We start from the raw sequence: 25,466 nt of genomic DNA, 5'->3' as shown, positions 1-25,466 counted from the left end.
ACGGTCAGTTCATCGGCAGGGGAGCCGCGCCCTTCTCCTGGAGCATCGCGGTGATCCGGTCCGCCTCGCTCTGCTGGGTGTCGACCATGGTCTGAGCCAGCATCTGGACGGTCGGAACCTCCGCATGCTGTGCGCCGTACTCCATCATCGGCAGGCCGCCCTGGTGATGACGCAGCATCAGCTGCAGGTAGAGGACGTCGGCGGCCGGACCGCGGGCCTGCCGCAGCGCGGCCATGTCCTCGGAGCTGGCCATACCAGGCATCGCGCCCGTCGACGCGGGCGCTCCGGCCTCGGAGGTCATCGTGCCCATGTCGTGGCCGGATTCCGCGTGACCGTGCCCGTCCCCACCGTGCCCGGATTCGTCCGAGTTCATCCAGGTCATGTAGTCGCCGGTCGGGAGCAGCGGCTGATTCCACAGCGACAGCCAGCCGGTCATCTGCCCGATCTGGTTCTGCTGGGTGGTCAGGATGTCGTACGCGAGGTCGCGGACCATCGGATCGGTGGCGTTTGCGATCGCGATCGCCGACATCTCCACGGCCTGGTTGTGGTGCACGGTCATGTCCTGCGCGAACCCGACGTCCACCGAGCCCGCACCCGGGTTGTCGGCGCCGCCGTCACGCAGCGGCAGGCTCGCCAGGAACCCGATGGCGAACCCGATCGCGACGGCGGCGATCAGGCCGAGCACGGCGAGGGCGGTGCGCTGACTGCGCTTGCCGCCGTCCCGTGCCTGCTCGGGTGCTTGCTGCTCGACTGCGTTCTGGTCGGCTCCGGTCTGATCAGTCATGTCAGCCAGCCGGCGCCGGTGCCGGGGCCTCGGGGACGGCGGGCGGGACCTGGAGGTCCGACAGCTGCATGCCACCGGGCAGTCCGCCGGGCGCTCCGCCGGTGCCCAGCTCGCCCTGATCCTGTGCCAGGCCCTCACCGTTCATCGGCACCGCGTCGGGGCCGGGTGCCGAGCCGTCGAACGCAGGCGGGTTGTCCGGGTCGAACGCGCCAGGGATGGTCGAGCAGCTGGCGCCGACCTCGGGGTAGACCCCGAAGTTGTTCAGGCGCAGCGCGGCGATGAACTGGCCGATCCGCGGGTCGCTGGCGTCGTCCAGCTTGAGCTGGTGCCCCCAGCTCTGCAGGGAGATCGGGGAGTCGAGGCCCGGGTACGGCGACATCAGCATGTAGGACTTGCCGTCGACCCGGTCCGCGAGCGCGTCACGCTGGTCGTCGGAGACCTTGTCCGGGTTGTAGGCGATCCACACCGCGCCGTGTTCGAGCGAGTGCACGGCGTTCTCCGTGCGGATCGCGTTCGGGTACACGATGCCGGTGCAGGTGGCCCACGTCGCGTCGTGCGGGCCGCCGTACGGCGGGGTCTGGTCGTAGGCCACCCGCTGCGTCGCGCTCACGTGCAGCGCCGGGGGGTACTCGTTCCGGACGACACCGTCGATCTCGATCGAGGGGTCCTTGTTCTCGGAGCTCGGCGCGAACTTGTCGGCCTCGGCCTTGTCCTGGTACTTCGGGAACAGATTCACCGCGAGCACGCCGATCAGGGCAAGCACGGCAATCACCGCACCGATGGTCAGCCAGGGGATGTTGCGTTGCTTGGGGAGCCCGGCCTTGGGCTTGGCGCCGCCGGCACTCTTGTTGGCGGCTTTGATGGCCTTGGCTGACTTGGCGCCCGAGTTCTTGGCGCCGCGATTTTCCGAACCGCTTGGCATCGGTGAGTGCTCTTTCGGTGGTTGGACAGTCACAGGGCGGCGGTGGGGTCCCGCCGGGGCCCCACTCTACGTTCAGTGCCTGAGCGCAGGCCGCGAACGGCCAGACCATAGGATAGATACCTGTGACTCCTGCCGACCTTGCCGAACTGCTCCGAGGGACCGCCGCGAAGGTCCTCGCCGAGCGTGGGCTCGACGCGAGCGTCCTCCCGGCGACGCTCGCCGTCGAACGCCCCCGCAACCCCGAGCACGGGGACTACGCCAGCAACGTGGCCATGCAGGTCGGCAAGAAGGCGGGCGCCAATCCGCGCGATCTGGCGACCTGGCTGGCCGACGCGCTGACCGCCACCGACGGCATCGAGACCGTCGAGGTGGCAGGTCCGGGATTCCTCAACATCCGGCTGGCCGCGGCCGCACAGGGCGTCATCGTCGCGAACGCCATCGCCGCCGGAGAGGCCTTCGGTTCGTCCAAGGCGCTGGCAGGTAAGCGGATCAACCTCGAGTTCGTCTCCGCGAACCCGACCGGCCCGATCCACCTCGGCGGCACCAGGTGGGCCGCGGTCGGCGACGCGCTCGGACGCATCCTCGCCGCCCAGGGCGCTGCGGTCACCCGTGAGTACTACTTCAACGACCACGGCGCCCAGATCGACCGGTTCGCGCGGTCGCTGATCGCCGCGGCCAACGGCGACCCGGCGCCCGAGGACGGCTACGCGGGGGCGTACATCTCCGACATCGCTGCGGAGGTCGTCCGGCAGCGGCCGGACGCGCTCGCGCTGCCCGCCGACGAGCGTCAGGAGACGTTCCGGTCCATCGGTGTGGCGCTGATGTTCGACCACATCAAGAAGACCCTGCACGAGTTCGGCACCGACTTCGACGTGTACTTCCACGAGAACTCGCTCTTCGAGTCCGGTGCCGTCGAGACGGCGGTGGCGACCCTCAAGGCGTCCGGGAACCTCTACGAGGAGGACGGCGCCTGGTGGCTCAAGAGCACCGACTTCGGTGACGACAAGGACCGGGTCGTCATCAAGAGCGATGGCAACGCCGCGTACATCGCGGGCGACATCGCCTACTTCCAGGACAAGCGTTCGCGCGGCTTCGACCTGTGCATCTACATGCTCGGGGCCGACCACCACGGCTACATCGGCAGGCTCAAGGCCGCCGCCGCCGCGTTCGGCGACGACCCGGACACCGTCGAGGTGCTGATCGGTCAGATGGTGAACCTGGTCCGCGACGGCGTCGCGGTGAAGATGAGCAAGAGGGCGGGCACCGTCATCACCCTCGACGACCTGGTCGAGGCGATCGGCGTCGATGCCGCCCGGTACGCGATGATCCGGTCCTCCGTGGATTCGAGCCTGGACATCGATCTCGAGCTGTGGACCAGCACCACCAGCGAGAACCCCGTCTACTACGTGCAGTATGCGCACGCCCGGCTCGCCTCGCTGGGCCGCAACGCGGCCGAGCTGGGCATCTCCACCGAGAACCCGAAGCTGGAACTGCTCACCCACGACCGGGAGGGCGACCTCATCCGGACCATCGGCGAGTACCCGCGGGTGGTGGCCGCGGCGGCCGAGCTGCGGGAGCCGCACCGGATCGCCCGGTACATGGAGGAGCTGGCCGGCACCTACCACCGCTTCTACACCGACTGCCGGGTGCTCCCGCAGGGCGACGAGCCCGCGGGCGATCTGCACACGGCCCGCCTGGCCCTGTGCGCGGCGACCCGCCAGGTCCTCGCCAACGGCCTCGCCGTGCTCGGCGTCAGCGCACCGGAGCGAATGTGAGCGCGCATCCGGCGGGACCCAAGCACGCCGAGATCCCGCACGCGCCCGGACTGCCGCCGCGGCCGGAGTCCGCGGCCGAGCTGACCGCACTGCCCGCCGCGGTCTGGCCCCGCAACGCCGCCCGCGGCGAGGACGGCGTGGTCCGGCTGGCCGGGGTGGCTGTCACCGAGCTGGCGGAGCAGTACGGCACGCCGCTGTTCGTCATCGACGAGGACGACTTCCGGTCCCGGTGCCGTGACATGGCCCGTGCCTTCGGCCCCGCCGGCAAGGTGCACTACGCCTCGAAGGCGTTCCTCTGCGGTGAGGTCGCCCGCTGGGTCGCCGAGGAGGGACTGTCGCTGGACATCTGCTCCGGCGGCGAGCTGGCAATCGCGCTGCACGCGAACTTCCCGGCCGAGCGAATTGCCATGCACGGCAACAACAAGTCCGTCGCCGAGCTCGAGGCCGGGGTGGCCGCGGGTGTCGGGCACATCGTGCTCGACTCGACCCAGGAGATCGATCGGCTGGACCGCGTCGCCGGTGCGCACGGCGTGGTGCAGGACGTGCTGATCCGCGTCACGGTCGGCGTAGAGGCGCACACCCACGAGTTCATCGCAACCGCTCACGAGGACCAGAAGTTCGGGTTCTCGCTCTCGGACGGATCGGCACTGGACGCCGTCCGCCGCGTGTTCGCCACCGAGAACCTGCGGCTGGTAGGGCTGCACAGCCACATCGGCTCGCAGATCTTCGAGGTCGACGGGTTCGAGCTCGCCGCGCACCGCGTGATCGGGCTGCTCCGCACCATCGTCGCCGAGTTCGGGGTGGACAAGTCCTCGCAGATCTCGATCGTCGATCTCGGCGGCGGGATGGGGATCTCGTACCTCGCGACCGACGACCCGCCGCCGGTGGACGACCTGGCGGCCAAGCTCGCGCACATCGTCGCCACCGAGTCGGCGCTCGCCGGACTGCCGGTGCCGACCCTCGCGGTCGAGCCGGGCCGGGCGATCGCGGGACCGGGCACCGTGACCCTGTACGAGGTCGGTACGGTCAAGGATGTTCGCTTGGGTGCCAACGCAACCCGGCGATACATCAGCGTGGACGGCGGGATGAGCGATAACATCCGCACGTCGCTGTATCAGGCCGAGTACGACTCGCGTCTGGTCTCGCGCGACAGCGTGGCCGACCCGGTCGTCGCCCGCGTGGTGGGGAAGCACTGCGAGAGTGGCGACATCGTCATCCGGGACGCCTGGATGCCGGAGGACGTCAACGCGGGAGATCTGCTCGCGGTCGCCGCCACTGGCGCATACTGCTATTCGATGTCCAGCCGCTACAACCTGCTCACCCGGCCTGCCGTGGTCGCGGTGCGTGACGGTCAGTCCCGACTGATCTTGCGCAGGGAAACAGTGGAAGATCTGCTCAGCTTGGAGGTACAGCAACATGACTGAACCGAGTGGCAATGCCGCGATCGGTGTGGCGGTCCTCGGCCTCGGCAACGTGGGCAGTGAGGTCGTGCGAATTCTGCGCGAGCACGCCCGCGAGCTCGAGGCGCGGGTCGGCGCACCGGTGGTGCTGCGCGGCATCGCGGTGCGCCGGATCGAGGGTGACCGCGGGGTTCCGGCCGAGTTGCTGACGACCGACGCGGACTCTCTGGTCACGCGCGCGGACGTGGACATCGTCGTCGAGGTGATCGGCGGTATCGAGGTGCCGCGCAAGCTCATCCTCGCCGCCCTCAACTCGGGCAAGTCGGTGGTCACCGCGAACAAGGCGCTGCTGGCCGACTACACCGGCGAGCTCGCCGAGGCGGCCGAGAACAAGAGCGTCGATCTGTACTTCGAGGCCGCGGTCGCGGGCGCGATCCCGGTGATCCGCCCGCTGACCCAGTCGCTCGCGGGCGACCGGGTCAACAAGGTCGCCGGAATCGTCAACGGCACCACCAACTTCATCCTCTCCGCGATGGACGAGACCGGCGCCGATTACGCCGACACGCTCGCCGAGGCGGGCCGGCTCGGCTATGCCGAGGCCGATCCGACCGCGGACGTGGAGGGCTACGACGCCGCGGCGAAGGCCGCGATCCTCGCGTCGATCGCGTTCCACACCCGGGTCACCGCCGCCGACGTGTACCGCGAGGGCATCTCGAAGATCTCCTCGGCGGACCTCGAGGCGGCCAAGTCGCTGAACTGCACGGTCAAGCTGCTCTCGATCTGTGAGCGGATCAACGGCGCGGACGGCTCCGAGCGGATCTCGGCCCGGGTCTACCCGGCGCTCGTCCCGCTCGATCACCCGCTCGCCTCGGTGAACGGCGCGTTCAACGCGGTCGTGGTCGAGGCCGAGGCCGCGGGACGGCTCATGTTCTACGGACAGGGCGCCGGTGGCTCGCCGACCGCCTCGGCCGTGATGGGCGACCTCGTGATGGCGGCCCGGAACCGGGTGCACGGCGGCCGCGGTCCCCGTGAGTCGAAGTACGCGGACCTCAAGATCGCGCCGATCGGCGAGATCCCCACCCGTTACTACGTCAACATGCAGGTCGCGGACCGTGCGGGCGTGCTGTCGGCGGTCGCGGCGGAGTTCGCCAAGCACGACGTCAGCATCTCGACGGTCCGTCAGGAGGGCATGGGCAACGGCGCCGGGCTGATCGTGGTCACCCATCTGGCGACCGACGCGGCCCTGTCCGAAACCGTTGCGGCCCTCGGCAAGCTCGAGTTCGTGACCGCGGTCACCAGTGTTCTCCGATTGGAAGGTTCCAGTGAATAGCCCCCGCCTGCACACTCCCGTTCACACCCCCTGGCCGGGGCTGATCGAGGCGTACCGCGATCGACTCGCCATCGGGCCGAACTGGAAGACGATCACGCTGCGCGAGGGCGGCACCCCGCTGCTGCCCGCCGCCCACCTGTCCGAGATCACCGGTTGCGAGGTCCACCTCAAGGTCGAGGGTCTCAACCCCACCGGGTCGTTCAAGGACCGCGGCATGACCATGGCCGTCACCGACGCGCTCGCGCGGGGCCAGAAGGCCGTGCTGTGCGCCTCGACGGGCAACACCTCGGCGTCGGCCGCGGCCTACGCGGCCGTCGCGGGCATGACCTGTGCGGTGCTGGTGCCGCAGGGCAAGATCGCGATGGGCAAGCTCGCCCAGGCCGTCATGCACGGCGCGAAGATCATCCAGGTCGAGGGCAACTTCGACGACTGTCTCGAGCTGGCCCGCAAGACCACCGCGGAGTTCCCGACCATCGGTCTGGTGAACTCGGTCAACCCGGTGCGCATCGAGGGGCAGAAGACCGCGGCGTTCGAGATCTGCGACGCGCTGGGCAAGGCGCCCGACATCCACGCCCTCCCGGTCGGCAACGCGGGCAACATCACCGCGTACTGGCGTGGGTACTCGGAGTACTACGCGGACGGGATCACCTCGGTTCGCCCGCGCATGCTCGGCGTGCAGGCGGCGGGCGCGGCTCCGCTGGTGCACGGCGCCCCGGTCAAGGACCCGGAGACCATCGCCACCGCCATCCGGATCGGCTCGCCCGCGTCCTGGGACGGTGCCGTCGCGGCCAAGGAGGAGTCGAACGGCGTCTTCCGCGCCGCCACCGACGAGGAGATCCTCGAGGCCTACCGGCTCATCGCCCGCACCGAGGGCGTGTTCGTCGAGCCCGCGTCGGCGGCGTCGGTGGCCGGCCTGCTCGCCGCGCACAAGGAGGGCTGGCTGGACGCCGGGCAGACCGTGGTGTGCACCGTGACCGGTAACGGACTCAAGGATCCCGACACCGCGCTCGCGGGAATGCCTGCTGTGCAGCCGATCCCGGTCGATCCGGTGGCGGTTGCCGCGGCGCTCGAGCTCGTCTAGTGGTCGCACCGCGCATCGGAGGGAGCACGATGACTCAGACGCTGCCCGCCGGGCTCACCGTGACCGCACGGGTGCCCGCGTCGACGGCGAACCTCGGTCCGGGCTTCGACACGCTGGGGCTCGCCCTGGCGCTGTACGACGAGATCACGGTGACGACCACCGATGCGGGGCTGACGATCCGGGTGGAGGGCGAGGGCGCCGAGGACGTGCCCTGGGGCCCCTCGCACCTGGTCGTCCGTGCGATCGAGCGGGGTCTCGAGTCGATCGGCGTCTGGGCCGGCGGTCTGGACGTGGTGTGCCGCAATGCGATTCCGCATTCGCGCGGACTCGGGTCGTCGGCGTCTGCCGCGGTCGGCGGGCTCGCGGTGGCGAACGGGCTGGCGAGTAAGCTCGACCCGGCGCTGGCGCTCACCCAGGAGCAGCTGGTCCAGCTGTCCTCCGAGTTCGAGGGCCATCCCGACAATGCGTCCGCGAGCGTGCTCGGCGGCGCGGTGGTGTCCTGGTCCGAGGACACCGGCGTCGCGGACTCGCCGCGCACCTACGCCGCGGTGCGCCTGGACGTGCACCCCGCCATCCGGGTGGTGGCGCTGGTGCCGTCGGAGCGTTCTTCGACGGCGCAGACGCGTGGCCTGCTCCCGGAACTGGTCCCGCACGCCGATGCCGCCTTCAACGTCAGTAGGGGAGCGCTGGCCGTGGTGGCCCTGACCAGTCGTCCGGACCTCCTGATGGCCGCGACCGAGGATCGGCTGCACCAGAACCAGCGGGCGTCCGCGTTGCCGCTGACCACGCGCTGGATCGAAACCCTGCGGCAGGCAGGCATCGCGGCGACGGTATCGGGCGCGGGCCCCACCGTGCTGGCGCTGTCGACCAGGGCGTTCCCCGACGAACTCCGCGCCAAGGCGGAAGCGGACGGGCTCCGGGTGCTCGAACTCGGCGTCGCGGACGGTGTGCAGGTCGGTTGATCGGCCGACCGGACGCCGATACCGGCGGGTCGGTCCTTGCCCGCGGGCCGGTTGGAGGCTATCCTGAGGGTCGTTCGCCCATCGTGCGCATCAGACGCCGGTGTTCTACCAGGGCATTCACTCCGAGAATTGGCTCCCGTACCCCGGGACTGCCGAGGCAGGGGTAGACGCACCTGGCTCGATTCCCTCGCGTGATTTCCGCGGTGATCGACTTGGAACGTGCCTGTTCGAGAGGCCACGGGGGTGGACGAGCCGATAGTTCCATCCAGCGAACACGTCCGGCATAACCGAGTTCAGCGAGTGAGCTGAGCTTCGGGACGAACCCTCGACACGCGCCGCGCGAGCGAGGGAAGGAAAGGATCTCCGTGACCGATACGGACCTGATCGCCACACCTGCTCTCGATACCCCGGTTGACTCCGCGGCGAGCCAGGCCGGCGGCACTGCACGAACTTCAGAAGCCACCGGCGACGCGGTGGCAGCCTCCACCAAGCGCGCCGAGGCCCGGCGCGGTGCCGGCCTGTCCGGCATGGTGCTGGCCGAGCTGCGCGGACTCGCGACCGAGCTCGGCATCAAGGGAACGTCCGGCCTGCGCAAGGGTGACCTGATCGCGGCCATCAAGGAGCGTCAGGGCGGTGGCGCCGCCACCAAGTCGGCGCCCAAGACGGCTCCCGTCGAGGCCGCGGCGAGCGAGGTCACGGCCGCGCCGCAGCGGGTCGCCGAGAATGCCCCCGCCGCCGAGTCGGCCGCCACCACCACCGAGCGTCCGGCAGCGCAGCCCGCCGAGTCCGCCGAGGGCGAGCAGGGTGGCCGCCGAAACCGGCAGCGCCGCGGGTCGTCTCGCCAGGCCGGCTCGCCCGAGCAGGGCGAGTCGACGGCATCGACGGCCCCCGCGACCGAACAGGGCGGCGATCGCCAGCCCCGTCAGGACCAGGGCGGCGAGCGCAACCGTCGCGACCGCAACCAGGGCGAGCGTGGCCAGGGTGAGCGCAACCAGGGTGAGCGTGGCCAGGGCGACCGCAACCAGGGCGAGCGTGGCCAGGGTGAACGTAACCAGGGTGAACGTAACCAGGGTGAGCGCAACCAGGGTGAACGTAGCCAGGGCGACCGCAACCAGGGCGGCAACGGCCCCCGTGGCGAGGGTCGCAATGACAACCGCGGCGGCGAGGACGAGGACGGCCGGGGTCGGCGGGGACGCCGGTTCCGTGAGCGTCGTCGTGGACGCGACCGCGGTGAGGGCGGCGGCGCAGGTGTGGACCGCGACATGGAGATCCGCGAGGACGACGTCCTGCAGCCGGTCGCAGGCATCCTCGACGTGCTCGACAACTACGCCTTCGTGCGGACCTCCGGCTACCTCGCGGGCCCGAACGACGTGTACGTCTCGATGAACCTGATTCGCAAGAACGGGCTCCGTCGCGGCGACGCCATCACCGGTGCCGTCCGCGTCGCCCGTGAGGGCGAGGGCGGCGGCGGAAGCAGCCAGCGTCAGAAGTTCAACCCGCTGGTCCGCCTGGACACCGTCAACGGCGGCGACGTCGAGGCGGCCAAGCGGCGGCCCGAGTTCGGCAAGCTGACGCCGCTCTACCCGAACCAGCGTCTGCGTCTCGAGACCACGCCGAACATCCTCACCACCCGTGTCATCGACCTGGTGATGCCGATCGGTAAGGGCCAGCGCGCCCTCATCGTCAGCCCGCCGAAGGCCGGTAAGACCAGCGTGCTGCAGGCGATCGCGAACGCCATCGCCACGAACAACCCCGAGTGCTACCTGATGGTCGTCCTGGTCGACGAGCGTCCGGAAGAGGTCACCGACATGCAGCGTTCGGTGAAGGGTGAGGTCATCGCCTCCACCTTCGACCGGCCGCCGTCAGACCACACCTCGGTGGCCGAGCTCGCCATCGAGCGGGCCAAGCGCCTCGTCGAGGAGGGCAAGGACGTCGTCGTGCTGCTCGACTCGATCACCCGACTCGGCCGCGCGTACAACAACTCGTCGCCCGCCTCGGGACGAATCCTGTCCGGTGGTGTCGACTCGACCGCGCTGTACCCGCCGAAGCGGTTCCTCGGCGCGGCCCGCAACATCGAGAACGGCGGCTCGCTCACGATCATCGCCACCGCGATGGTCGAGACCGGCTCCACCGGTGACACCGTGATCTTCGAGGAGTTCAAGGGCACCGGCAACGCCGAGCTCAAGCTCGATCGCAAGATCGCCGAGCGTCGGGTCTTCCCGGCGGTCGACGTCAACCCGTCCGGCACCCGTAAGGACGAGCTGCTGCTCAACCCGGACGAGGCCGCGGTGCTGCACAAGCTGCGCCGGGTGCTCTCCGGCCTTGACTCGCACCAGGCGATCGATCTGCTGATCGACCGGCTCAAGAAGAGCAAGAACAACCTCGAGTTCCTGATGCAGGTCTCCAAGACCGCGCCGGGAGCGATGGGCGACGACGACTAGTAGTCGCGTGCGACGAGGCAGGCCCAGGAAACCGCACGGTTTCCGGGGCCTGCCTCGTTGTCGGCGCCGGTCGGGAACAGATCGCGGCACCTGGTCGTTAGGACTTGATGCACGCGTTCTGGCAGAATGAACGATCGCGCCCGTGGCACTCGCCGCGTGCGAGTACAACAATGTCCGGTTCCGGTTCACGGCTTCGATTGGCGAAGGCGACCCGGCGACCACCGAAAGGGACACCATGAAGGCAGGAATCCACCCCAACTACGTGGCGACCACCGTCGTCTGCGGTTGCGGTAACACGTTCGAGACCCACAGCACCAAGGAGTCCGGACGCATCAACGTCGAGGTCTGCTCGCAGTGCCACCCGTTCTACACCGGCAAGCAGAAGATCCTCGACACCGGTGGACGCGTCGCGCGCTTCGAGGCTCGCTACGGCAAGCGCGCCGGCAAGAAGGCCGACGCCGACAGCTAGCTGTCCCGCCGACGCCCGTCCTGTGTTCCATTGCAGGCCGGGCGTCGGTTTTTTTGTACCCGTGGTGCGCGCGCCGGACCCGGCGCCAACATCCACCCATTGCACTGCCCGGCATCCCCTCGGGGGTGTCGACAACCGAGGAGCGAACCATGGCGGGGACCACCCAGCCGTCGGCGATCGATGACATCCTGGCCGAGCACGCAGGTCTCGAGCTGCAGCTGTCCGACCCGTCCCTGCACAACGACCCCTCGGCCGCCCGCCGGGTCGGCAAGCGGTTCGCCGAGCTCGCTCCCATCATGGCCACGCACACCAAGCTGCAGGCCGCGCGCGAGGACCTGGAGGCCGCTCGCGAGCTGGCCGCCGACGACTCGAGCTTCGCCGCCGAGGTGCCCGAGCTGGAGGCCAAGGTGGCCGAGCTCGACGTCGCACTCACCGACCTGCTCGCGCCGAGGGACCCGCACGACGGCGACGACGTGGTGCTCGAGGTGAAGTCCGGCGAGGGCGGCGAGGAGTCCGCGCTGTTCGCCGCGGACCTGGCCCGGATGTACCTGCGCTACGCCGAGCGGCACGGCTGGCGGGTCGAGGTCCTCGACGCGAACATCTCCGATCTCGGCGGCTACAAGGACGCGACCCTGTCGATCAAGTCGAAGGGCGACACCCGCGACGGTGTCTGGGCCCGGCTGAAGTTCGAGGGTGGCGTGCACCGCGTCCAACGGGTGCCCGTGACCGAGTCCCAGGGCCGGGTGCACACCTCCGCGGCGGGCGTACTGATCTACCCGGAGCCCGAAGAGGTCGAGGAGGTGCAGATCGACGAGACCGATCTGCGCATCGACGTCTACCGCTCGTCCGGCAAGGGTGGCCAGGGCGTCAACACCACCGACTCCGCGGTCCGGATCACCCACCTGCCCACCGGCATCGTCGTGACGTGCCAGAACGAGCGCTCGCAGCTGCAGAACAAGGCGCGCGCGATGCAGGTGCTCGCGGCCAGGCTGCAGGCGGCTGCCGAGGAGGCGGCCGCGGACGAGGCCTCGGCCGGACGCCAGAGCCAGGTGCGCACCGTTGACCGCTCCGAGCGCATCCGTACCTACAACTACCCGGAGAACCGGATCACCGATCACCGGATCGGGTTCAAGGCGCACAACCTCGACGCCGTGCTCGACGGCGATCTGGATGCGCTGCTGGACGCGCTCGGCAAGTCGGACCGGGAGGCCCGGCTCGCCGTCGAGTAGCCACGTGGCCACGGTCGGGTAATGCGGGGTTCCGGCGGCGGCCCATGGCAGGCTGGACGGGTGAGTCGTCAACCCCTCCGCCTCGCGATCCTCGAGGCCACCACGCTGCTCGAGGAGGCGGGCGTACACAGTCCCCGCACGGATGCAGAACTGCTCGCCGCGCACGTCGTGGGGGTGGAACGGACCAGGCTCGGCCTGGTGCCGCTCGTCGACCCCGAGGTGATCGAGCGGTACCGCGCGCTGGTCGCCCGGCGTGCCGAGCGGGTTCCGTTGCAGTACCTCACCGGTGTGTCGTCGATGGGCGACATCGACCTGCAGGTCGGTCCGGGGGTTTTCGTGCCAAGGCCGGAGACCGAGCTGTTGTTCGCGTGGGCCCTTGCCTTCCTGGAGGGACATCCCGCGCATCCGCCGGTGATCCTCGATCTGTGCACGGGTACAGGGGCGCTGGCGCTGGCGCTAGCGAACGCCCGCCCGGACGCGATCGTGCACGCGGTGGAACTGGATCCCGCGGCGCTGGCCTGGACCCGCCGCAATGCCGAGGCCAGGGCGAACGAGGGCGACACCCCGATCACGCTGCACCAGGGCGATGTCACCGACCGGTCGTTGCTCACCGAGCTCGAGGGCAAGGTCGACATCGTGGTGTCGAATCCGCCGTACATCCCCGAGGGTGCCGAGCTCGATACCGAGGTCGCGGATTTCGACCCGCACCTGGCGCTGTTCGGCGGGCCGGACGGGCTGTCGGTGATCACCCCGATGGTCTCCAACATCGCGCGCTGGCTGAAGATCGGCGGTGCCATGGCCATCGAGCACGACGACACCAACGGCGGCCAGGTGGCGGCCCTGCTGCGCGAGCGTCGGGTGTTCGGCGAGGTCGCCGAGCATCCGGACCTGGCGGGCAAGCCCCGCTTCGTGGTCGCCCGCCGGGTCGCAACGGACGCCGAGGCGGCCCGCGGGCACTGAGCAGGTGCGTGGAGCTCTGCGGAACGACCAGTGTCTGCGTGCGTGGAGCCTGCGGAAGGGCCAGGCGTGTCTGCGACGGATCGACGCGGATGGAAGGATGGGGGAGTGAGCATCGTCTACGACTGCCGGAACACCGATTCGCGCGAGGCGGGCATCGCTGCCGCGACGAACTCGCTCAAGGCCGGGCGCCTGGTCGTCGTGCCGACCGACACCCTCTACGGACTCGCGGCCAACGCCTTCGACGGCGAGGCCGTCACCGCGTTGCTGCGCGCCAAGGGCCGCGGACGGGACATGCCCGTGCCGGTGCTCGTCGGCTCGTGGAACACCATCGACGGACTCGTCTTCACGGTGCGGCCGCAGGCGCGTGAGCTGATCCGCGCCTTCTGGCCCGGTGGGCTGAGTCTCGTTGTGCAGCAAGCTCCCTCGTTGGCGTGGGACCTGGGCGACACCAGGGGGACGGTGATGCTGCGGATGCCGCTGCACCCGGTGGCCCTCGAACTGCTGCGGGAGGTGGGACCCCTCGCGGTGTCGAGCGCGAACATCTCCGGGCACGCACCCGCCTCCACCGTCGAGCAGGCCCGCGATCAGCTCGGCGGCGCCGCATCGGTGTACCTGGACGGTGGTCCCGCCCAGCACGCTGTCGCCTCGACGATCGTGGACCTGACGGCCGACGAGCCGCGGATCCTGCGTGAGGGGGCTGTCGCGGCCGCGGACATCGCGGAGGTGCTCGGCGTGACCATCGAGAGCCTGCTGCCGGGACGGGTACCGGAGTGAGCGAGGCGGGTTCCCCGCGGCAGGCCCACGCCGATCAGGCGTTCTGGGGCCCGGACTTCTCCGAGCTCGAACGGACCGACCCGGAGATCGCCGAGATCACCCTCGCCGAGCTGGACCGGCTGCGCGGCGGGTTGCAGCTGATCGCCAGCGAGAACCTGACCAGCCCCGCGGTGCTGGCGGCGCTGGGGTCGACGCTGAGCAACAAGTACGCAGAGGGGTACCCGGGTCACCGGTACTACGGTGGCTGCGCCGAGGTCGACCGTGCCGAGAGCCTGGCGATCGAGCGGGCCAAGACGCTGTTCGGGGCCGAACACGCCAACGTGCAGCCGCATTCGGGGGCCAACGCCAACCTCGCGGTGTACGCCGCGTTCGCGAAGCCCGGCGACCCGGTGCTGGCGATGAGCCTGCCGCACGGCGGTCATCTCACCCATGGGTCCAAGGTGAGCTTCTCGGGCAAGTGGTTCACCCCGATCCCGTATCACGTGGACAAGTCGACCGAGCTCATCGACTACGACGAGGTCCGTGACCTCGCTCTGACCCATCGGCCGCGGATCATCGTCGCGGGCGCGACCGCGTATCCGCGACTGATCGACTTCGCGAAGTTCCGTCAGATCGCCGACGAGGTGAGCGCCATCCTGTGGGTCGACGCCGCGCATTTCATCGGGCTGGTGGCAGGCGGGGCGATCCCGTCGCCGGTGCCGTACGCCGATGTCGTCTCCGCGACCACGCACAAGGTGCTGCGGGGGCCGCGCGGCGGCATGCTGCTGTGCCGGGCCGAGCACGCCAAGGCCGTCGACAAGGCGGTCTTCCCCTTCAGCCAGGGCGGCCCGCTCATGCACTCGATCGCGGCCAAGGCCGTCGCGCTGAAGGAAGCGGCCACGGACGACTACCGGGCCTACGCAGGGAGCGTGGTCGACAACGCCGCGGCGATGACCAAGGCACTCGAGTCGGGCGGCATGCGCGCCGTGTCCGGCGGCACCGACACCCACCTGGCACTGTTGGACCTGCGCGAGCTCGGGGTGACCGGGGCCGAGGCCGAACGGCGATGCGATGCGGCCCGAATCACGTTGAACAAGAACGCGATCCCGTTCGATCCGGCGCCGCCGATGGTGGCGTCCGGGATCCGGGTCGGATCCGCGGCGGTGACCACGCAGGGTTTCGACACCGACGACTGCGCGGCGGTCGGTGCGCTGATCGCCAGGGCGATGCGGGCCGAGGACGGCACCACCGCGGGCGACGCGGAGCTGGCCGATGTGGCGCGCGAGGTCTCGGAGTTGGTGGCGCGCAAGCCGGCCTATCCCCGGCCGGCGACGCAGACGAGTGCAGCGGCAGGGGATGGCGCGCGGTGACGGTAGCCTCTTCGACGTGATCGCCGCCCATACAGAATTGCTCGCTCAGTCGGGCCGGGGGGCCGGGGTCCCGATCAGGGAACTGCTGCTGGTGCTCTTCACCGCGGCGGTCATCACGTTCCTGGCGACCGGGGCCGTCCGGTTGTTCGCCCTCAAGTTCGGCGCCGTCGCAGTCCCACGCGACCGCGACGTCCACGTCACGCCCACGCCCCGGCTCGGTGGCGTCGGCATGTACGTCGGATTCGTCGCCGCACTGTTGTTCGCCCAGCAACTACCCGCGCTGGCCAGGGGATTCGACTACAACACCAAGGACATCCCGGCGGCGCTCGTCTCCGGCGGCGTCATCGTGCTGGTCGGGATCATCGACGACCGGTGGGGACTGGACGCGCTCACGAAGTTCGTCGGCCAGGTCACCGCGGCGGGCGTGCTGGTGGTGATGGGGGTCAGCTGGTTCGTGCTGTACCTGCCCTTCAATGGCACCACCCTGGTCCTGGACCAGTTGCAGTCGGGCCTGGTGACGGTGCTGATCGCGGTCGTGATGATCAATGCCATGAACTTCGTCGACGGGCTCGACGGGCTCGCGGCAGGCCTCGGCCTGATCGCCGCGCTGGCGATCTGTGTGTTCTCGGTCGGCCTGCTGCACGAGCAGGGCGGTGACGTGAGTGCGTATCCACCCGCGATGCTGGCCGCCGCCCTGGCGGGCGCGTGCCTGGGCTTCCTGCCGCACAACTTCCAGCCGGCCCGCATCTTCATGGGGGACTCGGGGTCGATGTTGATCGGCCTGATGCTGGCGGCGATCTCGACGAGCGCCTCCGGCCGGATCCCGCTCAGCGCCTATGGCACAAGGGACATCCTCGGTCTGCTCTCGCCGCTCCTGCTGGTGGGCGCGGTGATGTTCATCCCGATCCTCGACCTGCTGCTCGCGGTGGTCCGCCGGACCAGGGCCGGGCGCAGCCCCTTCAGCCCCGACAAGATGCACCTCCACCACCGCCTGCTGCAGATCGGACATTCGCACCGGCGTGTGGTCCTGTTGATCTACTTGTGGGTCGGCGTGCTCGCATTCGGCGCAGTCGGCTCGGCCCTGCTCGACCGGCGGATCGTCGTCCTGCTGGTGGCGGGTGGCCTGGTGTTTGCGCTGGTGGTCACCGCCGTGCCGTCGCTGCGCCTGAAGCAGGTCCCCGGTCGCGATCGGGCCGACAGTTCGTAGCCCGCTAGGCTGGCGGACCGTGACCTTCTCTCCGGAACCCGTGCCCGACCAGTCCGCTCCGCTGCGTGCAGCGGTTCGCTATGGCGTGATCGGCCTGATCGCGCTCGCGGTGATCGGCTCGATCATCGCCTTCGTCGCGGCAGGCCTGCCCGGACTGTGGGGTGCGTTGATCGGCGTCGCCGTCGGCGGCGGCTTCATCCTGTGCACCGCGCTGGCGGTGCTGTTCACGGAGAAGCTCCCGCCCGCCACCTCGGGTGCGGTGCTGCTGGGCAGCTGGCTGCTCAAGATGATCCTCGCGATCCTGGTCCTTGGCGTGCTCAAGGGCATGGACTTCTACAGCAAGCAGGCGCTGGTCATCGTCATGGTGCTGGCCCTGATCATCGTGCTCGGCGCCGAGACCTACGGGCTGCTCAAGGTGAAGGTGCCCTATGTCACTCCCACACGGTCGGACGCGGCTCCCACACAGCAGGACGGCCCCTCCGGTGAGCCTGAATCCGACGAAAAGTAGTACGACGACCTGTCGTAATCGGTCAAGCAGGACCCCCATCTACACAACGTCGTAGTTGTATTGGTAGGGTCAGGGCCAAGCGAGAGCCGAAACTACGCGAAACACACATTTCGCCGGGTCAGGCATCCTCGCAGGTGACCACGATCGCCACTTCCGCGTGTTCGGAAATGGCTGGTCGGGGACCACCGAGTCGACGACAGTCCGCCGACACCGACAGACGCGGGGCCGAGTGAATCGGCCACAGCAGCTGACGAATACGCGAGCCGACCTTGTCGACTTGTTAGATCGTCAATGTCCGATCGAACCGCAGGCGATGCCGCCTGCGGCCACGACTACGGGAGAGACCGCTGAGCGTCACCACCCTGGCCGCGGAGTTCCATCCGCCGTCACTTGCAGACTTCTTCCCTCCCGCCGTGCTGTTCGAGGGCACGCCCTTCGAGCTCGACCGGCTGATGCTGATCCGCATCCTGATGACGGTGGTGCTCCTCGCGTTCTTCGCGATCGCGATGCGCAGCCCGAAGCTGGTGCCACGCGGCGCGCAGAACGTCGCCGAGATGGGCCTCGGGTTCGTCAAGAACCAGATCACCGATGAGGTGCTCGGCAAGGAGCAGGGCAAGCGCTTCCTGCCGGTCATCGCCACGATCTTCTTCGCGGTGCTGTTCCTGAACGCGTCCGGGATCATCCCGTTCCTGAACATCTCCTCGAACGCCCGAATCGGGATGCCGATCGTGCTGGCCGCCCTCGCGTACATCACGTTCAACTACGTCGGCATCAAGAAGTACGGCTTCTTCAAGTACGTGAAGAGCAGCATCGTCGTCCCCGGCGTGCCGGTCGCGCTGCACGTGCTGCTGATCCCGATCGAGTTCGTGTCGACGTTCATCCTCCGGCCGTTCACGCTGACCGTCCGTCTCATGGCCAACATGCTGGCCGGCCACATCATGCTGGTGCTGTTCTTCAGCGCCACCCAGTTCTTCTTCTTCGAGGCCGCGGCCGGAATGAAGATCTTCGGTGTGTTCTCCCTGGCAGCAGGTTTCGGGTTCACCCTCTTCGAGATGCTGGTGATCTTCCTGCAGGCGTACGTCTTCGCCCTGCTGACCGCCGTGTACATCGACCTCGCGCTGCACGCCGACTCGCACTGACCGCACTACACACAAACTGACCCATCCGCCGAATCCCGGTGGTGGGCAACGGAAAGGGAACGGAAACCAAATGAGCCTCGCGTACCTGGCACAGGAAGCCGTTGAGCAGACGACCACCGGCAAGGGCTACGGCGCCATCGGCTACGGCCTCGCGGCCATCGGCCCCGGCATCGGCGTGGGCATCGTGGTCGGTAAGGCCATCGAGGGCATCGCGCGTCAGCCCGAGCTCGCCGGCCAGATCCGTACGAACATGTTCCTCGGTATCGCATTCACCGAGGCCCTCGCGCTGATCGGCCTTGTCGCCGGCTTCATTTTCTGATCTCGCCATGTCAACCATTGCATTGATCGCGGCCGAGGAGGGCGAGGTTATCAATCCTCTCGTCCCCGAGACCTACGACATCGTGTGGTCGGCGGTCTGCATCGCGGTTATCGGCTTCTTCTTCTGGAAGTACATCCTTCCGAAGTTCCAGCAGGTGCTGGCGGACCGTACCGAGCAGATCGAGGGCGGCATCCAGCGCGCCGAGGATGCTCAGGCCGAGGCCAAGGAGACGCTGGAGCAGTACCGCGCCCAGCTCGCCGAGGCGCGGACCGAGGCCGCGGCCATCCGTGAGGATGCCCGCACCCAGGGCCAGCAGATCATCGCCGAGATGAAGGTCCAGGCACAGCTGGAGAGCGACCGCATCGTGGCCGCAGGCAGCAGCCAGCTCGCAGCTCAGCGTCAGCAGATCGTCACCGAACTGCGCAGCGATCTGGGCAAGACCGCGGTCGATCTGGCCGAGAAGGTCATCGGCGAGTCTCTGGCCGACGAGGTCAAGCGGTCGGGTTCGATCGATCGTTTCCTCAGCGAACTGGACGCCGTCAGCGCTGACTCCGCAGCCGGAAAGTGAGCACCATGTACGCAGCAAGCCGTGAGGCGCTGACTCATACGAGGAGCGCCCTGGAATCAGCGTTGGCCGGAGTTTCGGCCGGCGCGGCGACTGCAGCTGCGGCACAGACCGGTGCCGAGCTGTTCACGGTGGTCGAGGTTCTCGACGGTCAGCGCACGCTTCGTTCCGCGCTGTCCGACCCCTCGGCCCCCGCGGCGGTTCGGCAGGCCTTGGCCGAGCAGGTGTTCTCGGCCAAGGTTTCGGCCGAGGCCCTCGCCACGCTGAAGGCGGCCGTCTCCCAGGACTGGTCGAGCTCGGCTGACCTGCGGAACTCGCTGGTGCTGCTCGGTCGGGAGTCGCTGCTCAAGGCGGCCGACGATCAGGGTCAGCTCGACACCGTCGAGGACGAGCTCTTCCGCCTCGGCCGCATCGTGGCGGGCGACTCGAGCCTCGAGCAGGCGCTGTCCGATCGCGCGACGCCCACCGCGGCGAAGCGCGAACTGCTGACCAAGCTGCTCTACGGCAAGGTCACCGCGATCACCGAGGCCCTGGCCACCCAGGCCGCAGGCCGGTTGCGGACCGCACCCGCGGATGCCTTCAACGAGCTGTCGGAACTGGCGGCGGCGCGACGCGACAAGGCGGTCGCACACGTGCGCAGCGCCTCGGCGTTGTCCGCCGAGCAGGAGGAGCGGCTCGCCGCGACCCTGACCCGCACCTACGGCAAGCCGGTCACCGTGCACGTGGAGGTCGACCCCGAGCTCCTGAGCGGCCTTGTCGTTCGCGTGGGCGACGAGGTCATCGACGGCAGTGCGGCGGGACGTCTCGCGTCTCTGCGCAAGACCTTCAAGTAGTCCCGGCGGCCGCGGCCGACCTCAAACTCCAGATATTCGAAGACCAGATACCGAGAGCAGGAAAAACATGGCGGAGCTGACGATCTCCTCCGATGAGATCCGTAGTGCGATTTCGAACTACACCGCGAGCTACTCCCCGGAGGCCTCCCGCGAGGAGGTCGGAACGGTGTCCGACACCAGTGACGGCATTGCGCACGTCACCGGCCTGCCTTCGGCGATGGCCAACGAGCTGCTGGAGTTCCCCGGCGGCGTGCTCGGTGTGGCACTGAACCTGGATGCCACCGAGATCGGTGCCGTCATCCTGGGTGATTACGAGCACCTCGCAGAGGGCCAGCAGGTCAAGCGGACCGGCGACGTGCTGTCCGTGCCGGTGGGCGACGCCTACCTGGGCCGCGTGGTCAACCCGCTCGGCCAGCCGATCGACGGCCTCGGCGAGATCGAGTGCACCGAGACCCGCGCCCTCGAGCTGCAGGCCGCCTCGGTCCTCGAGCGTCAGCCCGTCGAGGAGCCGCTGCAGACCGGCATCAAGGCCATCGACGCGATGACCCCGATCGGCCGTGGACAGCGCCAGCTGATCATTGGCGACCGCAAGACCGGCAAGACCGCGGTCTGTGTTGACGCCATCCTGAACCAGAAGGCGAACTGGGAGTCCGGCGACGACACGAAGCAGGTTCGCTGCATCTACGTCGCGATCGGCCAGAAGGGCTCCACCATCGCGGGCGTCAAGGCTGCCCTCGAGGAGCAGGGCGCGATGGAGTACACCACCATCGTCGCGGCCCCGGCCTCCGATTCGGCCGGCTTCAAGTGGCTCGCCCCGTACACCGGTTCGGCCATCGGCCAGCACTGGATGTACCAGGGCAAGCACGTCCTCATCGTGTTCGACGACCTGACCAAGCAGGCCGAGGCGTACCGCGCCATCTCGCTGCTGCTGCGTCGTCCGCCGGGCCGCGAGGCGTACCCCGGTGACGTCTTCTACCTGCACTCCCGTCTGCTCGAGCGTTCGGCCAAGCTCTCCGACGAGCTCGGCGGCGGTTCGCTGACCGCACTGCCGATCATCGAGACCAAGGCCAACGACGTCTCGGCCTACATCCCGACCAACGTCATCTCCATCACCGACGGTCAGGTGTTCCTGGAGTCGGACCTGTTCAACAAGGGCATCCGCCCCGCGATCAACGTGGGTATCTCGGTTTCCCGAGTCGGTGGCGCCGCGCAGACCAAGGGCATGAAGAAGGTCTCCGGCTCGCTCCGTCTCGAGCTGGCCCAGTTCCGTGAGCTGGAGGCCTTCTCGGCCTTCGCCTCCGACCTGGACGACGCCTCCAAGGCACAGCTCGAGCGTGGACAGCGTCTCGTCGAGCTGCTCAAGCAGGACCAGTACTCCCCGATCGCCGTCGAGGACCAGATCATCTCGATCTACCTGGCCGGCGAAGGCGTGTTCGACTCGGTGCCGGTCGGCGACGTCCGCCGCTTCGAGTCCGAGCTGCTCGAGGACCTGCACCGCAACGCGGGCTCGGTCTACGAGGCCATCAAGGGTGGCAAGGCCCTCGACGAGAACTCGATCGCCGACCTCAAGGCCGCGACCGACAAGTTCAAGGAAGGCTTCATCGCCTCCGACGGCAGCCGCGTGGTCAACGAGGCCGAGGCCTCGGCACTCGGCGCGAACGAGGTCAGCCAGGAGCAGGTTTCCGTCACTCGCAAGCACGTCAGCAAGTGAGCGTGACTGCCGTGTCGGAATCTCGTGGGAAGGGAGTGTGACTGAGTAGATGGCAAGCCTGCGCGAACTGCGCTCACGTATCAAGTCAGTCAACTCGACCAAGAAGATCACCAAGGCGCAGGAGCTGATCGCGACCTCCCGCATCACCAAGGCTCAGGCCAGGGTTGCGGCGTCGAAGCCCTACGCCGAGGAGATCACCAAGGTGCTCTCCGCGCTGGCGAGCGCCTCCGGGTCGCTCGACCACCCGCTGCTGAACGAGCGGCCGGAGCCCAAGCGGGCTGCCGTGCTGGTCGTCACCAGCGACCGCGGTATGTGCGGCGGCTACAACTCCAACGTCCTCAAGGAGGCGGAGGAGCTGATCCAGCTGCTGCGCTCCGAGGGCAAGGAGCCGGTGCTGTACGCGATGGGCGCAAAGGGCCTGACGTACTACACCTTCCGTGACCGCGATCTGAAGGGCGCCTGGACCGGGTTCTCTCAGCAGCCGGGTTACGCGGATGCCGCCAAGGCGAGCCGTCACCTGGTCGAGCTGTTCATGGCCGGGTCGGGCGCCGAGGTTGCCGCGTACAACGGCGAGGGCACGGTCGAGGGCGTTGACGAACTGCACATCGTCTACACCCGCTTCGTGTCGATGCTGACCCAGACGCCGGAGGTCCGGCGCATGGCTCCGCTCGAGGTCGAGTACAAGGACGAGAACTTCGAGCTCGGGGAGGACATGCTCTCCGATTCGAACGGTGCCAATCCGACGGCGCAGTACGACTTCGAGCCGGAGGCCGGGACGCTGCTCTCGGCGCTGCTGCCGAAGTACATCAGCACCCGGATCTACTCCTCGCTGCTCGATGCGGCGGCCTCGGAGTCGGCTTCACGTCGTACCGCCATGAAGGCGGCAACGGACAACGCAAACGAGCTGGTGAACACCCTGAGCCGCCAGGCCAACCAGGTGCGCCAGGCCCAGATCACCCAGGAAATCAGCGAGATCGTCGGTGGCGCTAATGCGCTCGCCTCGAGCGCAGGAAGTGACTAGACACATGACCGCAGCAGTAACCCAAACCAACGCGAACGGCTCGGGCACCACGTCCGGCCGGGTCGTGCGGGTCATCGGTCCCGTTGTGGACGTTGAGTTCCCGCGTGGCGCCGTTCCCGCCCTGTTCAACGCGCTGAACGCAGAGGTCACTCTGCCGACGGTCGCGAAGACGCTGACCCTCGAGGTGGCGCAGCACCTGGGCGACAACCTGGTGCGCACCATTTCGATGCAGCCGACCGACGGCCTGGTCCGCGGCGCGGCTGTCGTCGACTCCGGCAAGCCGATCTCGGTTCCCGTCGGTGACGTCGTCAAGGGCCACGTGTTCAACGCCCTCGGTGACTGCCTCGACACCCCGGGCCTCGGTCGCGACGGCGAGCAGTGGGGCATCCACCGCAAGCCCCCCGCCTTCGATCAGCTCGAGGGCAAGACCGAGATCCTCGAGACCGGCATCAAGGTCATCGACCTGCTCACCCCGTACGTCAAGGGCGGCAAGATCGGTCTGTTCGGTGGTGCCGGTGTCGGCAAGACCGTTCTGATCCAGGAGATGATCACCCGTATCGCCCGCGAGTTCTCCGGCACCTCGGTGTTCGCAGGCGTCGGTGAGCGCACCCGTGAGGGCACGGACCTCCACCTCGAGATGGCCGAGATGGGCGTTCTCCAGGACACCGCCCTTGTGTTCGGTCAGATGGACGAGCCGCCGGGAACGCGTATGCGCGTCGCCCTGTCGGCGCTGACCATGGCGGAGTACTTCCGCGATGTGCAGAACCAGGACGTGTTGCTCTTCATCGACAACATCTTCCGTTTCACGCAGGCCGGCTCCGAGGTCTCGACCCTGCTGGGTCGTATGCCCTCCGCCGTGGGTTACCAGCCGACGCTGGCGGACGAGATGGGTGAGCTCCAGGAGCGCATCACCTCGACCCGTGGCCGTTCGATCACCTCGCTGCAGGCGATCTACGTCCCCGCCGACGACTACACCGACCCGGCACCCGCGACCACCTTCGCGCACCTCGATGCGACCACCGAGCTCTCGCGTCCGATTTCGCAGATGGGTATCTACCCCGCTGTGGACCCGCTGACGTCGACCTCGCGCATCCTCGAGCCCGGCATCGTCGGTGCGGAGCACTTCCGCGTCGCGAACGAGGTCAAGCGGATCCTGCAGAAGTACAAGGAACTGCAGGACATCATCGCCATCCTCGGTATGGACGAGCTGCAGGAAGAGGACAAGATCCTCGTCGGCCGCGCGCGCCGTATCCAGAAGTTCCTCGGCCAGAACTTCATCGTGGCCGAGAAGTTCACGGGTGAGGCCGGTTCCGTGGTGCCGCTGCGCGACACCATCGAGGCGTTCGACCGCGTCTGCAAGGGCGAGTTCGATCACCTGCCCGAGCAGGCGTTCAACAGCTGCGGTGGACTCGACGACGTCGAGGCCGCTGCCAAGAAGATCGCCGGGAAGTAGTCGACAATGGCTGAGATGACTGTTGAGCTGGTTGCCGTCGAGCAGCGGCTGTGGTCGGGTTCGGCGACGCTCGTCAGCGCTCAGACCACCGAGGGCGAGATCGGCATCATGTACGGACATGAGCCGGTCCTCGGCCAGCTGATCGAGGCAGGCGTGGTCGCCATCACCACCGCCGACGGCGAGCGCGTCGTCGCCGCGGTGCACGGTGGCTTCCTCTCGGTGACGGGCACCACCGTCACGATCCTGGCGGAGTCCGCGGACTTCGCGGGCGACGTCGATGTCGAGGCCGCCAAGGCGGTCCTGGCGGAGACGACCGAGGATCTCGAGGCGATCGCGATCGCCAAGGGTCAGCTCCGCGCCGTCGAGCGCGCCTGACCGGTACCCCGATAGCCGCGACGAGCAAGGCCGACGAGCAGTGACAACCGGAGTGACAGTTCTTTTCGTTCTGGTTGTCCTGCTCGCGGCGCTCGTCGCGGCTTTCGTGTATCGGTTGGGGGTGCTGCGCCGCGGCGGCACGGCGGCGATCGTCCGGACCACTCCCGCGGGTGTCGGCCAGGGCTGGCGGCACGGTGTCATCCGGTACGGCGAGGAGGACCTCGTCTTCTACAAGCTCTCCAGCCTCCGGCCCGGGCCCGACTCGCGGATCAGCAGGCAGGGCATCGAGGTGGGTGATCGGCGCGGGCCGCGCGACACCGAGTTCGACATCATGACCGACGAGATCGTGATCCTGTCAGTTCAGGACGGCGATCACGGTTACGAGGTGGCCCTCGATTCCGGCGCCCTCACCGCGTTCCTGTCCTGGGTGGAATCGCGTCCATCGGGGCGCTCCATGCGGGGCCGTCCGGCCTGACCGAATACCTCCAGACCCCGGCTCATCGCCGGGGTCTTTTGTCGTTTCAATGCCCGTCCGCGGATTCGGTGCCGCCCGCGCCCGGCTTCCACAGCACGTCGCCGTCGGGGTTCGCCGCCCGGCTCAGGATGAACAGCAGGTCGGAGAGCCGGTTCAGGTACTTGGCCGGCAGCACACTGGTGTCCTCGGGGGAGGCGTCCACCGCCGCCCACGCGGATCGTTCGGCGCGGCGCACCACGGTCCTGGCCACGTGCAGCAGCGCCGCAAGGGCGGTGCCACCGGGCAGGATGAAGGAGTTCAGCGGCGCCAGCGGCTCGTTGTACTCATCGCACCAGCCCTCGAGCCGCTCGATGTAGCCGGCGGTGACCCGCAGCGGCGGGTACT

General features: G+C 68.6%; 25 protein-coding genes (1 of these 25 cut by a window edge). 22 read left to right on the top strand and 3 right to left on the bottom strand.

Annotated features, from left to right (window positions below; genetic code table 11):
* Nucleotides 1-4: 4 nt before the first annotated feature.
* Both JOE46_RS09130 and JOE46_RS09125 read right to left on the bottom strand, forming a co-directional pair.
* Nucleotides 5-784, bottom strand: a complete 780-nt coding sequence (locus JOE46_RS09130; RefSeq protein ID WP_209926981.1) for a DUF305 domain-containing protein — start codon at nucleotides 782-784, stop codon at nucleotides 5-7.
* Between the two features lies 1 nt (nucleotide 785).
* The gene (locus JOE46_RS09125; RefSeq protein WP_097213692.1) at nucleotides 786-1,706 is read right to left on the bottom strand and encodes a DUF3105 domain-containing protein; all 921 of its coding nucleotides are present in this window, start codon (nucleotides 1,704-1,706) and stop codon (nucleotides 786-788) included.
* 122 nt (nucleotides 1,707-1,828) lie between these two features.
* On the opposite strand from JOE46_RS09125, the gene argS reads away from it, so the two are divergent.
* The 22 genes from argS (at nucleotide 1,829) to JOE46_RS09015 (ending at nucleotide 25,082) form a co-directional block, all read left to right on the top strand.
* Nucleotides 1,829-3,481 carry an arginine--tRNA ligase gene (argS, locus tag JOE46_RS09120; protein WP_209926979.1) on the top strand — a complete coding sequence of 551 codons (1,653 nt, stop codon included), beginning with the start codon at nucleotides 1,829-1,831 and terminating at the stop codon, nucleotides 3,479-3,481.
* Entirely contained in the window at nucleotides 3,478-4,905 is a 1,428-nt protein-coding gene (lysA, locus tag JOE46_RS09115) for a diaminopimelate decarboxylase (RefSeq protein WP_097213690.1), read from the top strand. Before argS ends, lysA begins: the two co-directional genes overlap by 4 nt.
* Nucleotides 4,898-6,211, top strand: coding sequence for a homoserine dehydrogenase (locus JOE46_RS09110; RefSeq protein WP_097213689.1), 1,314 nt, complete (start codon nucleotides 4,898-4,900; stop codon nucleotides 6,209-6,211). The genes lysA and JOE46_RS09110 overlap by 8 nt, the downstream gene beginning before the upstream one ends.
* Nucleotides 6,204-7,292 (top strand): threonine synthase, encoded by a 1,089-nt coding sequence (thrC, locus tag JOE46_RS09105; RefSeq protein WP_077042250.1) that lies wholly within the window; start codon nucleotides 6,204-6,206, stop codon nucleotides 7,290-7,292. The genes JOE46_RS09110 and thrC overlap by 8 nt, the downstream gene beginning before the upstream one ends.
* Nucleotides 7,293-7,321: 29 nt before the next feature.
* Nucleotides 7,322-8,254 carry a homoserine kinase gene (gene thrB / locus JOE46_RS09100; protein ID WP_209926977.1) on the top strand — a complete coding sequence of 311 codons (933 nt, stop codon included), beginning with the start codon at nucleotides 7,322-7,324 and terminating at the stop codon, nucleotides 8,252-8,254.
* Nucleotides 8,255-8,619: 365 nt separating this feature from the next.
* Entirely contained in the window at nucleotides 8,620-10,695 is a 2,076-nt protein-coding gene (gene rho / locus JOE46_RS09095) for a transcription termination factor Rho (RefSeq protein WP_209926971.1), read from the top strand.
* Between the two features lie 235 nt (nucleotides 10,696-10,930).
* A complete protein-coding gene (rpmE, locus tag JOE46_RS09090; protein ID WP_027503018.1) occupies nucleotides 10,931-11,164 on the top strand; it encodes a 50S ribosomal protein L31 in 234 nt (77 codons plus the stop codon).
* A gap of 149 nt (nucleotides 11,165-11,313) precedes the next feature.
* The gene (gene prfA, locus JOE46_RS09085; protein WP_077042248.1) at nucleotides 11,314-12,393 is read left to right on the top strand and encodes a peptide chain release factor 1; all 1,080 of its coding nucleotides are present in this window, start codon (nucleotides 11,314-11,316) and stop codon (nucleotides 12,391-12,393) included.
* Nucleotides 12,394-12,453: 60 nt separating this feature from the next.
* The gene (gene prmC / locus JOE46_RS09080; RefSeq protein ID WP_097213687.1) at nucleotides 12,454-13,353 is read left to right on the top strand and encodes a peptide chain release factor N(5)-glutamine methyltransferase; all 900 of its coding nucleotides are present in this window, start codon (nucleotides 12,454-12,456) and stop codon (nucleotides 13,351-13,353) included.
* A gap of 105 nt (nucleotides 13,354-13,458) precedes the next feature.
* A complete protein-coding gene (locus JOE46_RS09075; RefSeq protein ID WP_097213686.1) occupies nucleotides 13,459-14,127 on the top strand; it encodes an L-threonylcarbamoyladenylate synthase in 669 nt (222 codons plus the stop codon).
* Nucleotides 14,124-15,476, top strand: a complete 1,353-nt coding sequence (gene glyA, locus JOE46_RS09070; protein WP_209926970.1) for a serine hydroxymethyltransferase — start codon at nucleotides 14,124-14,126, stop codon at nucleotides 15,474-15,476. The genes JOE46_RS09075 and glyA overlap by 4 nt, the downstream gene beginning before the upstream one ends.
* Entirely contained in the window at nucleotides 15,463-16,683 is a 1,221-nt protein-coding gene (locus JOE46_RS09065) for an MraY family glycosyltransferase (protein ID WP_209926969.1), read from the top strand. Before glyA ends, JOE46_RS09065 begins: the two co-directional genes overlap by 14 nt.
* Nucleotides 16,684-16,702: 19 nt before the next feature.
* Complete coding sequence (locus JOE46_RS09060; RefSeq protein ID WP_209926968.1) at nucleotides 16,703-17,191, top strand: hypothetical protein; 489 nt, start codon at nucleotides 16,703-16,705, stop codon at nucleotides 17,189-17,191.
* A 413-nt stretch (nucleotides 17,192-17,604) separates the two neighbouring features.
* Nucleotides 17,605-18,330: a F0F1 ATP synthase subunit A gene (atpB, locus tag JOE46_RS09055; protein ID WP_097213682.1), complete on the top strand. Its 726-nt coding sequence runs from the start codon at nucleotides 17,605-17,607 to the stop codon at nucleotides 18,328-18,330.
* Between the two features lie 70 nt (nucleotides 18,331-18,400).
* Nucleotides 18,401-18,649: an ATP synthase F0 subunit C gene (locus JOE46_RS09050; protein ID WP_027503025.1), complete on the top strand. Its 249-nt coding sequence runs from the start codon at nucleotides 18,401-18,403 to the stop codon at nucleotides 18,647-18,649.
* 7 nt (nucleotides 18,650-18,656) lie between these two features.
* Complete coding sequence (locus JOE46_RS09045; protein ID WP_097213681.1) at nucleotides 18,657-19,217, top strand: F0F1 ATP synthase subunit B; 561 nt, start codon at nucleotides 18,657-18,659, stop codon at nucleotides 19,215-19,217.
* Between the two features lie 5 nt (nucleotides 19,218-19,222).
* Nucleotides 19,223-20,047, top strand: a complete 825-nt coding sequence (locus JOE46_RS09040) for a F0F1 ATP synthase subunit delta (protein ID WP_097213769.1) — start codon at nucleotides 19,223-19,225, stop codon at nucleotides 20,045-20,047.
* Between the two features lie 67 nt (nucleotides 20,048-20,114).
* The gene (gene atpA, locus JOE46_RS09035; protein ID WP_097213680.1) at nucleotides 20,115-21,758 is read left to right on the top strand and encodes a F0F1 ATP synthase subunit alpha; all 1,644 of its coding nucleotides are present in this window, start codon (nucleotides 20,115-20,117) and stop codon (nucleotides 21,756-21,758) included.
* A gap of 49 nt (nucleotides 21,759-21,807) precedes the next feature.
* Nucleotides 21,808-22,779, top strand: coding sequence for a F0F1 ATP synthase subunit gamma (locus JOE46_RS09030; RefSeq protein WP_077042242.1), 972 nt, complete (start codon nucleotides 21,808-21,810; stop codon nucleotides 22,777-22,779).
* A 4-nt stretch (nucleotides 22,780-22,783) separates the two neighbouring features.
* Entirely contained in the window at nucleotides 22,784-24,232 is a 1,449-nt protein-coding gene (gene atpD, locus JOE46_RS09025) for a F0F1 ATP synthase subunit beta (protein ID WP_072753560.1), read from the top strand.
* A 6-nt stretch (nucleotides 24,233-24,238) separates the two neighbouring features.
* Complete coding sequence (locus JOE46_RS09020; protein WP_027503031.1) at nucleotides 24,239-24,607, top strand: F0F1 ATP synthase subunit epsilon; 369 nt, start codon at nucleotides 24,239-24,241, stop codon at nucleotides 24,605-24,607.
* A gap of 52 nt (nucleotides 24,608-24,659) precedes the next feature.
* Nucleotides 24,660-25,082: a DUF2550 domain-containing protein gene (locus JOE46_RS09015; RefSeq protein WP_257017750.1), complete on the top strand. Its 423-nt coding sequence runs from the start codon at nucleotides 24,660-24,662 to the stop codon at nucleotides 25,080-25,082.
* Nucleotides 25,083-25,128: 46 nt separating this feature from the next.
* Here JOE46_RS09015 and JOE46_RS09010 read toward each other — a convergent pair whose 3' ends face one another.
* Nucleotides 25,129-25,466, bottom strand: the 3' portion of a protein-coding gene (locus JOE46_RS09010) for a cob(I)yrinic acid a,c-diamide adenosyltransferase (RefSeq protein WP_209926966.1). It continues 256 nt past the right edge of the window; the window shows 338 of its 594 coding nt (coding positions 257-594); its start codon lies off the right edge, out of view; it ends in the stop codon at nucleotides 25,129-25,131.

This window comes from Rhodococcus sp. PvR099 (assembly GCF_017833315.1).
GTDB classification, from domain to species: domain Bacteria; phylum Actinomycetota; class Actinomycetes; order Mycobacteriales; family Mycobacteriaceae; genus Rhodococcus_G; species Rhodococcus_G oryzae.
This window is presented reverse-complemented; position numbering and strand designations above follow the sequence as displayed.

Excerpts from the sequence above, each read along its gene's own strand:
- JOE46_RS09130 (WP_209926981.1), bottom strand. The coding sequence starts at position 784 with ATGACTGATCAGACCGGAGCCGACCAGAACGCAGTCGAGCAGCAAGCA.
- atpD (WP_072753560.1), top strand. The coding sequence starts at position 22,784 with ATGACCGCAGCAGTAACCCAAACCAACGCGAACGGCTCGGGCACCACG.
- JOE46_RS09065 (WP_209926969.1), top strand. The coding sequence starts at position 15,463 with ATGGCGCGCGGTGACGGTAGCCTCTTCGACGTGATCGCCGCCCATACA.
- rpmE (WP_027503018.1), top strand. The coding sequence starts at position 10,931 with ATGAAGGCAGGAATCCACCCCAACTACGTGGCGACCACCGTCGTCTGC.
- JOE46_RS09030 (WP_077042242.1), top strand. The coding sequence starts at position 21,808 with ATGGCAAGCCTGCGCGAACTGCGCTCACGTATCAAGTCAGTCAACTCG.
- JOE46_RS09125 (WP_097213692.1), bottom strand. The coding sequence starts at position 1,706 with ATGCCAAGCGGTTCGGAAAATCGCGGCGCCAAGAACTCGGGCGCCAAG.
- JOE46_RS09040 (WP_097213769.1), top strand. The coding sequence starts at position 19,223 with ATGTACGCAGCAAGCCGTGAGGCGCTGACTCATACGAGGAGCGCCCTG.
- JOE46_RS09050 (WP_027503025.1), top strand. The coding sequence starts at position 18,401 with ATGAGCCTCGCGTACCTGGCACAGGAAGCCGTTGAGCAGACGACCACC.
- JOE46_RS09045 (WP_097213681.1), top strand. The coding sequence starts at position 18,657 with ATGTCAACCATTGCATTGATCGCGGCCGAGGAGGGCGAGGTTATCAAT.
- prfA (WP_077042248.1), top strand. The coding sequence starts at position 11,314 with ATGGCGGGGACCACCCAGCCGTCGGCGATCGATGACATCCTGGCCGAG.
- atpA (WP_097213680.1), top strand. The coding sequence starts at position 20,115 with ATGGCGGAGCTGACGATCTCCTCCGATGAGATCCGTAGTGCGATTTCG.
- JOE46_RS09020 (WP_027503031.1), top strand. The coding sequence starts at position 24,239 with ATGGCTGAGATGACTGTTGAGCTGGTTGCCGTCGAGCAGCGGCTGTGG.
- JOE46_RS09110 (WP_097213689.1), top strand. The coding sequence starts at position 4,898 with ATGACTGAACCGAGTGGCAATGCCGCGATCGGTGTGGCGGTCCTCGGC.
- thrB (WP_209926977.1), top strand. The coding sequence starts at position 7,322 with ATGACTCAGACGCTGCCCGCCGGGCTCACCGTGACCGCACGGGTGCCC.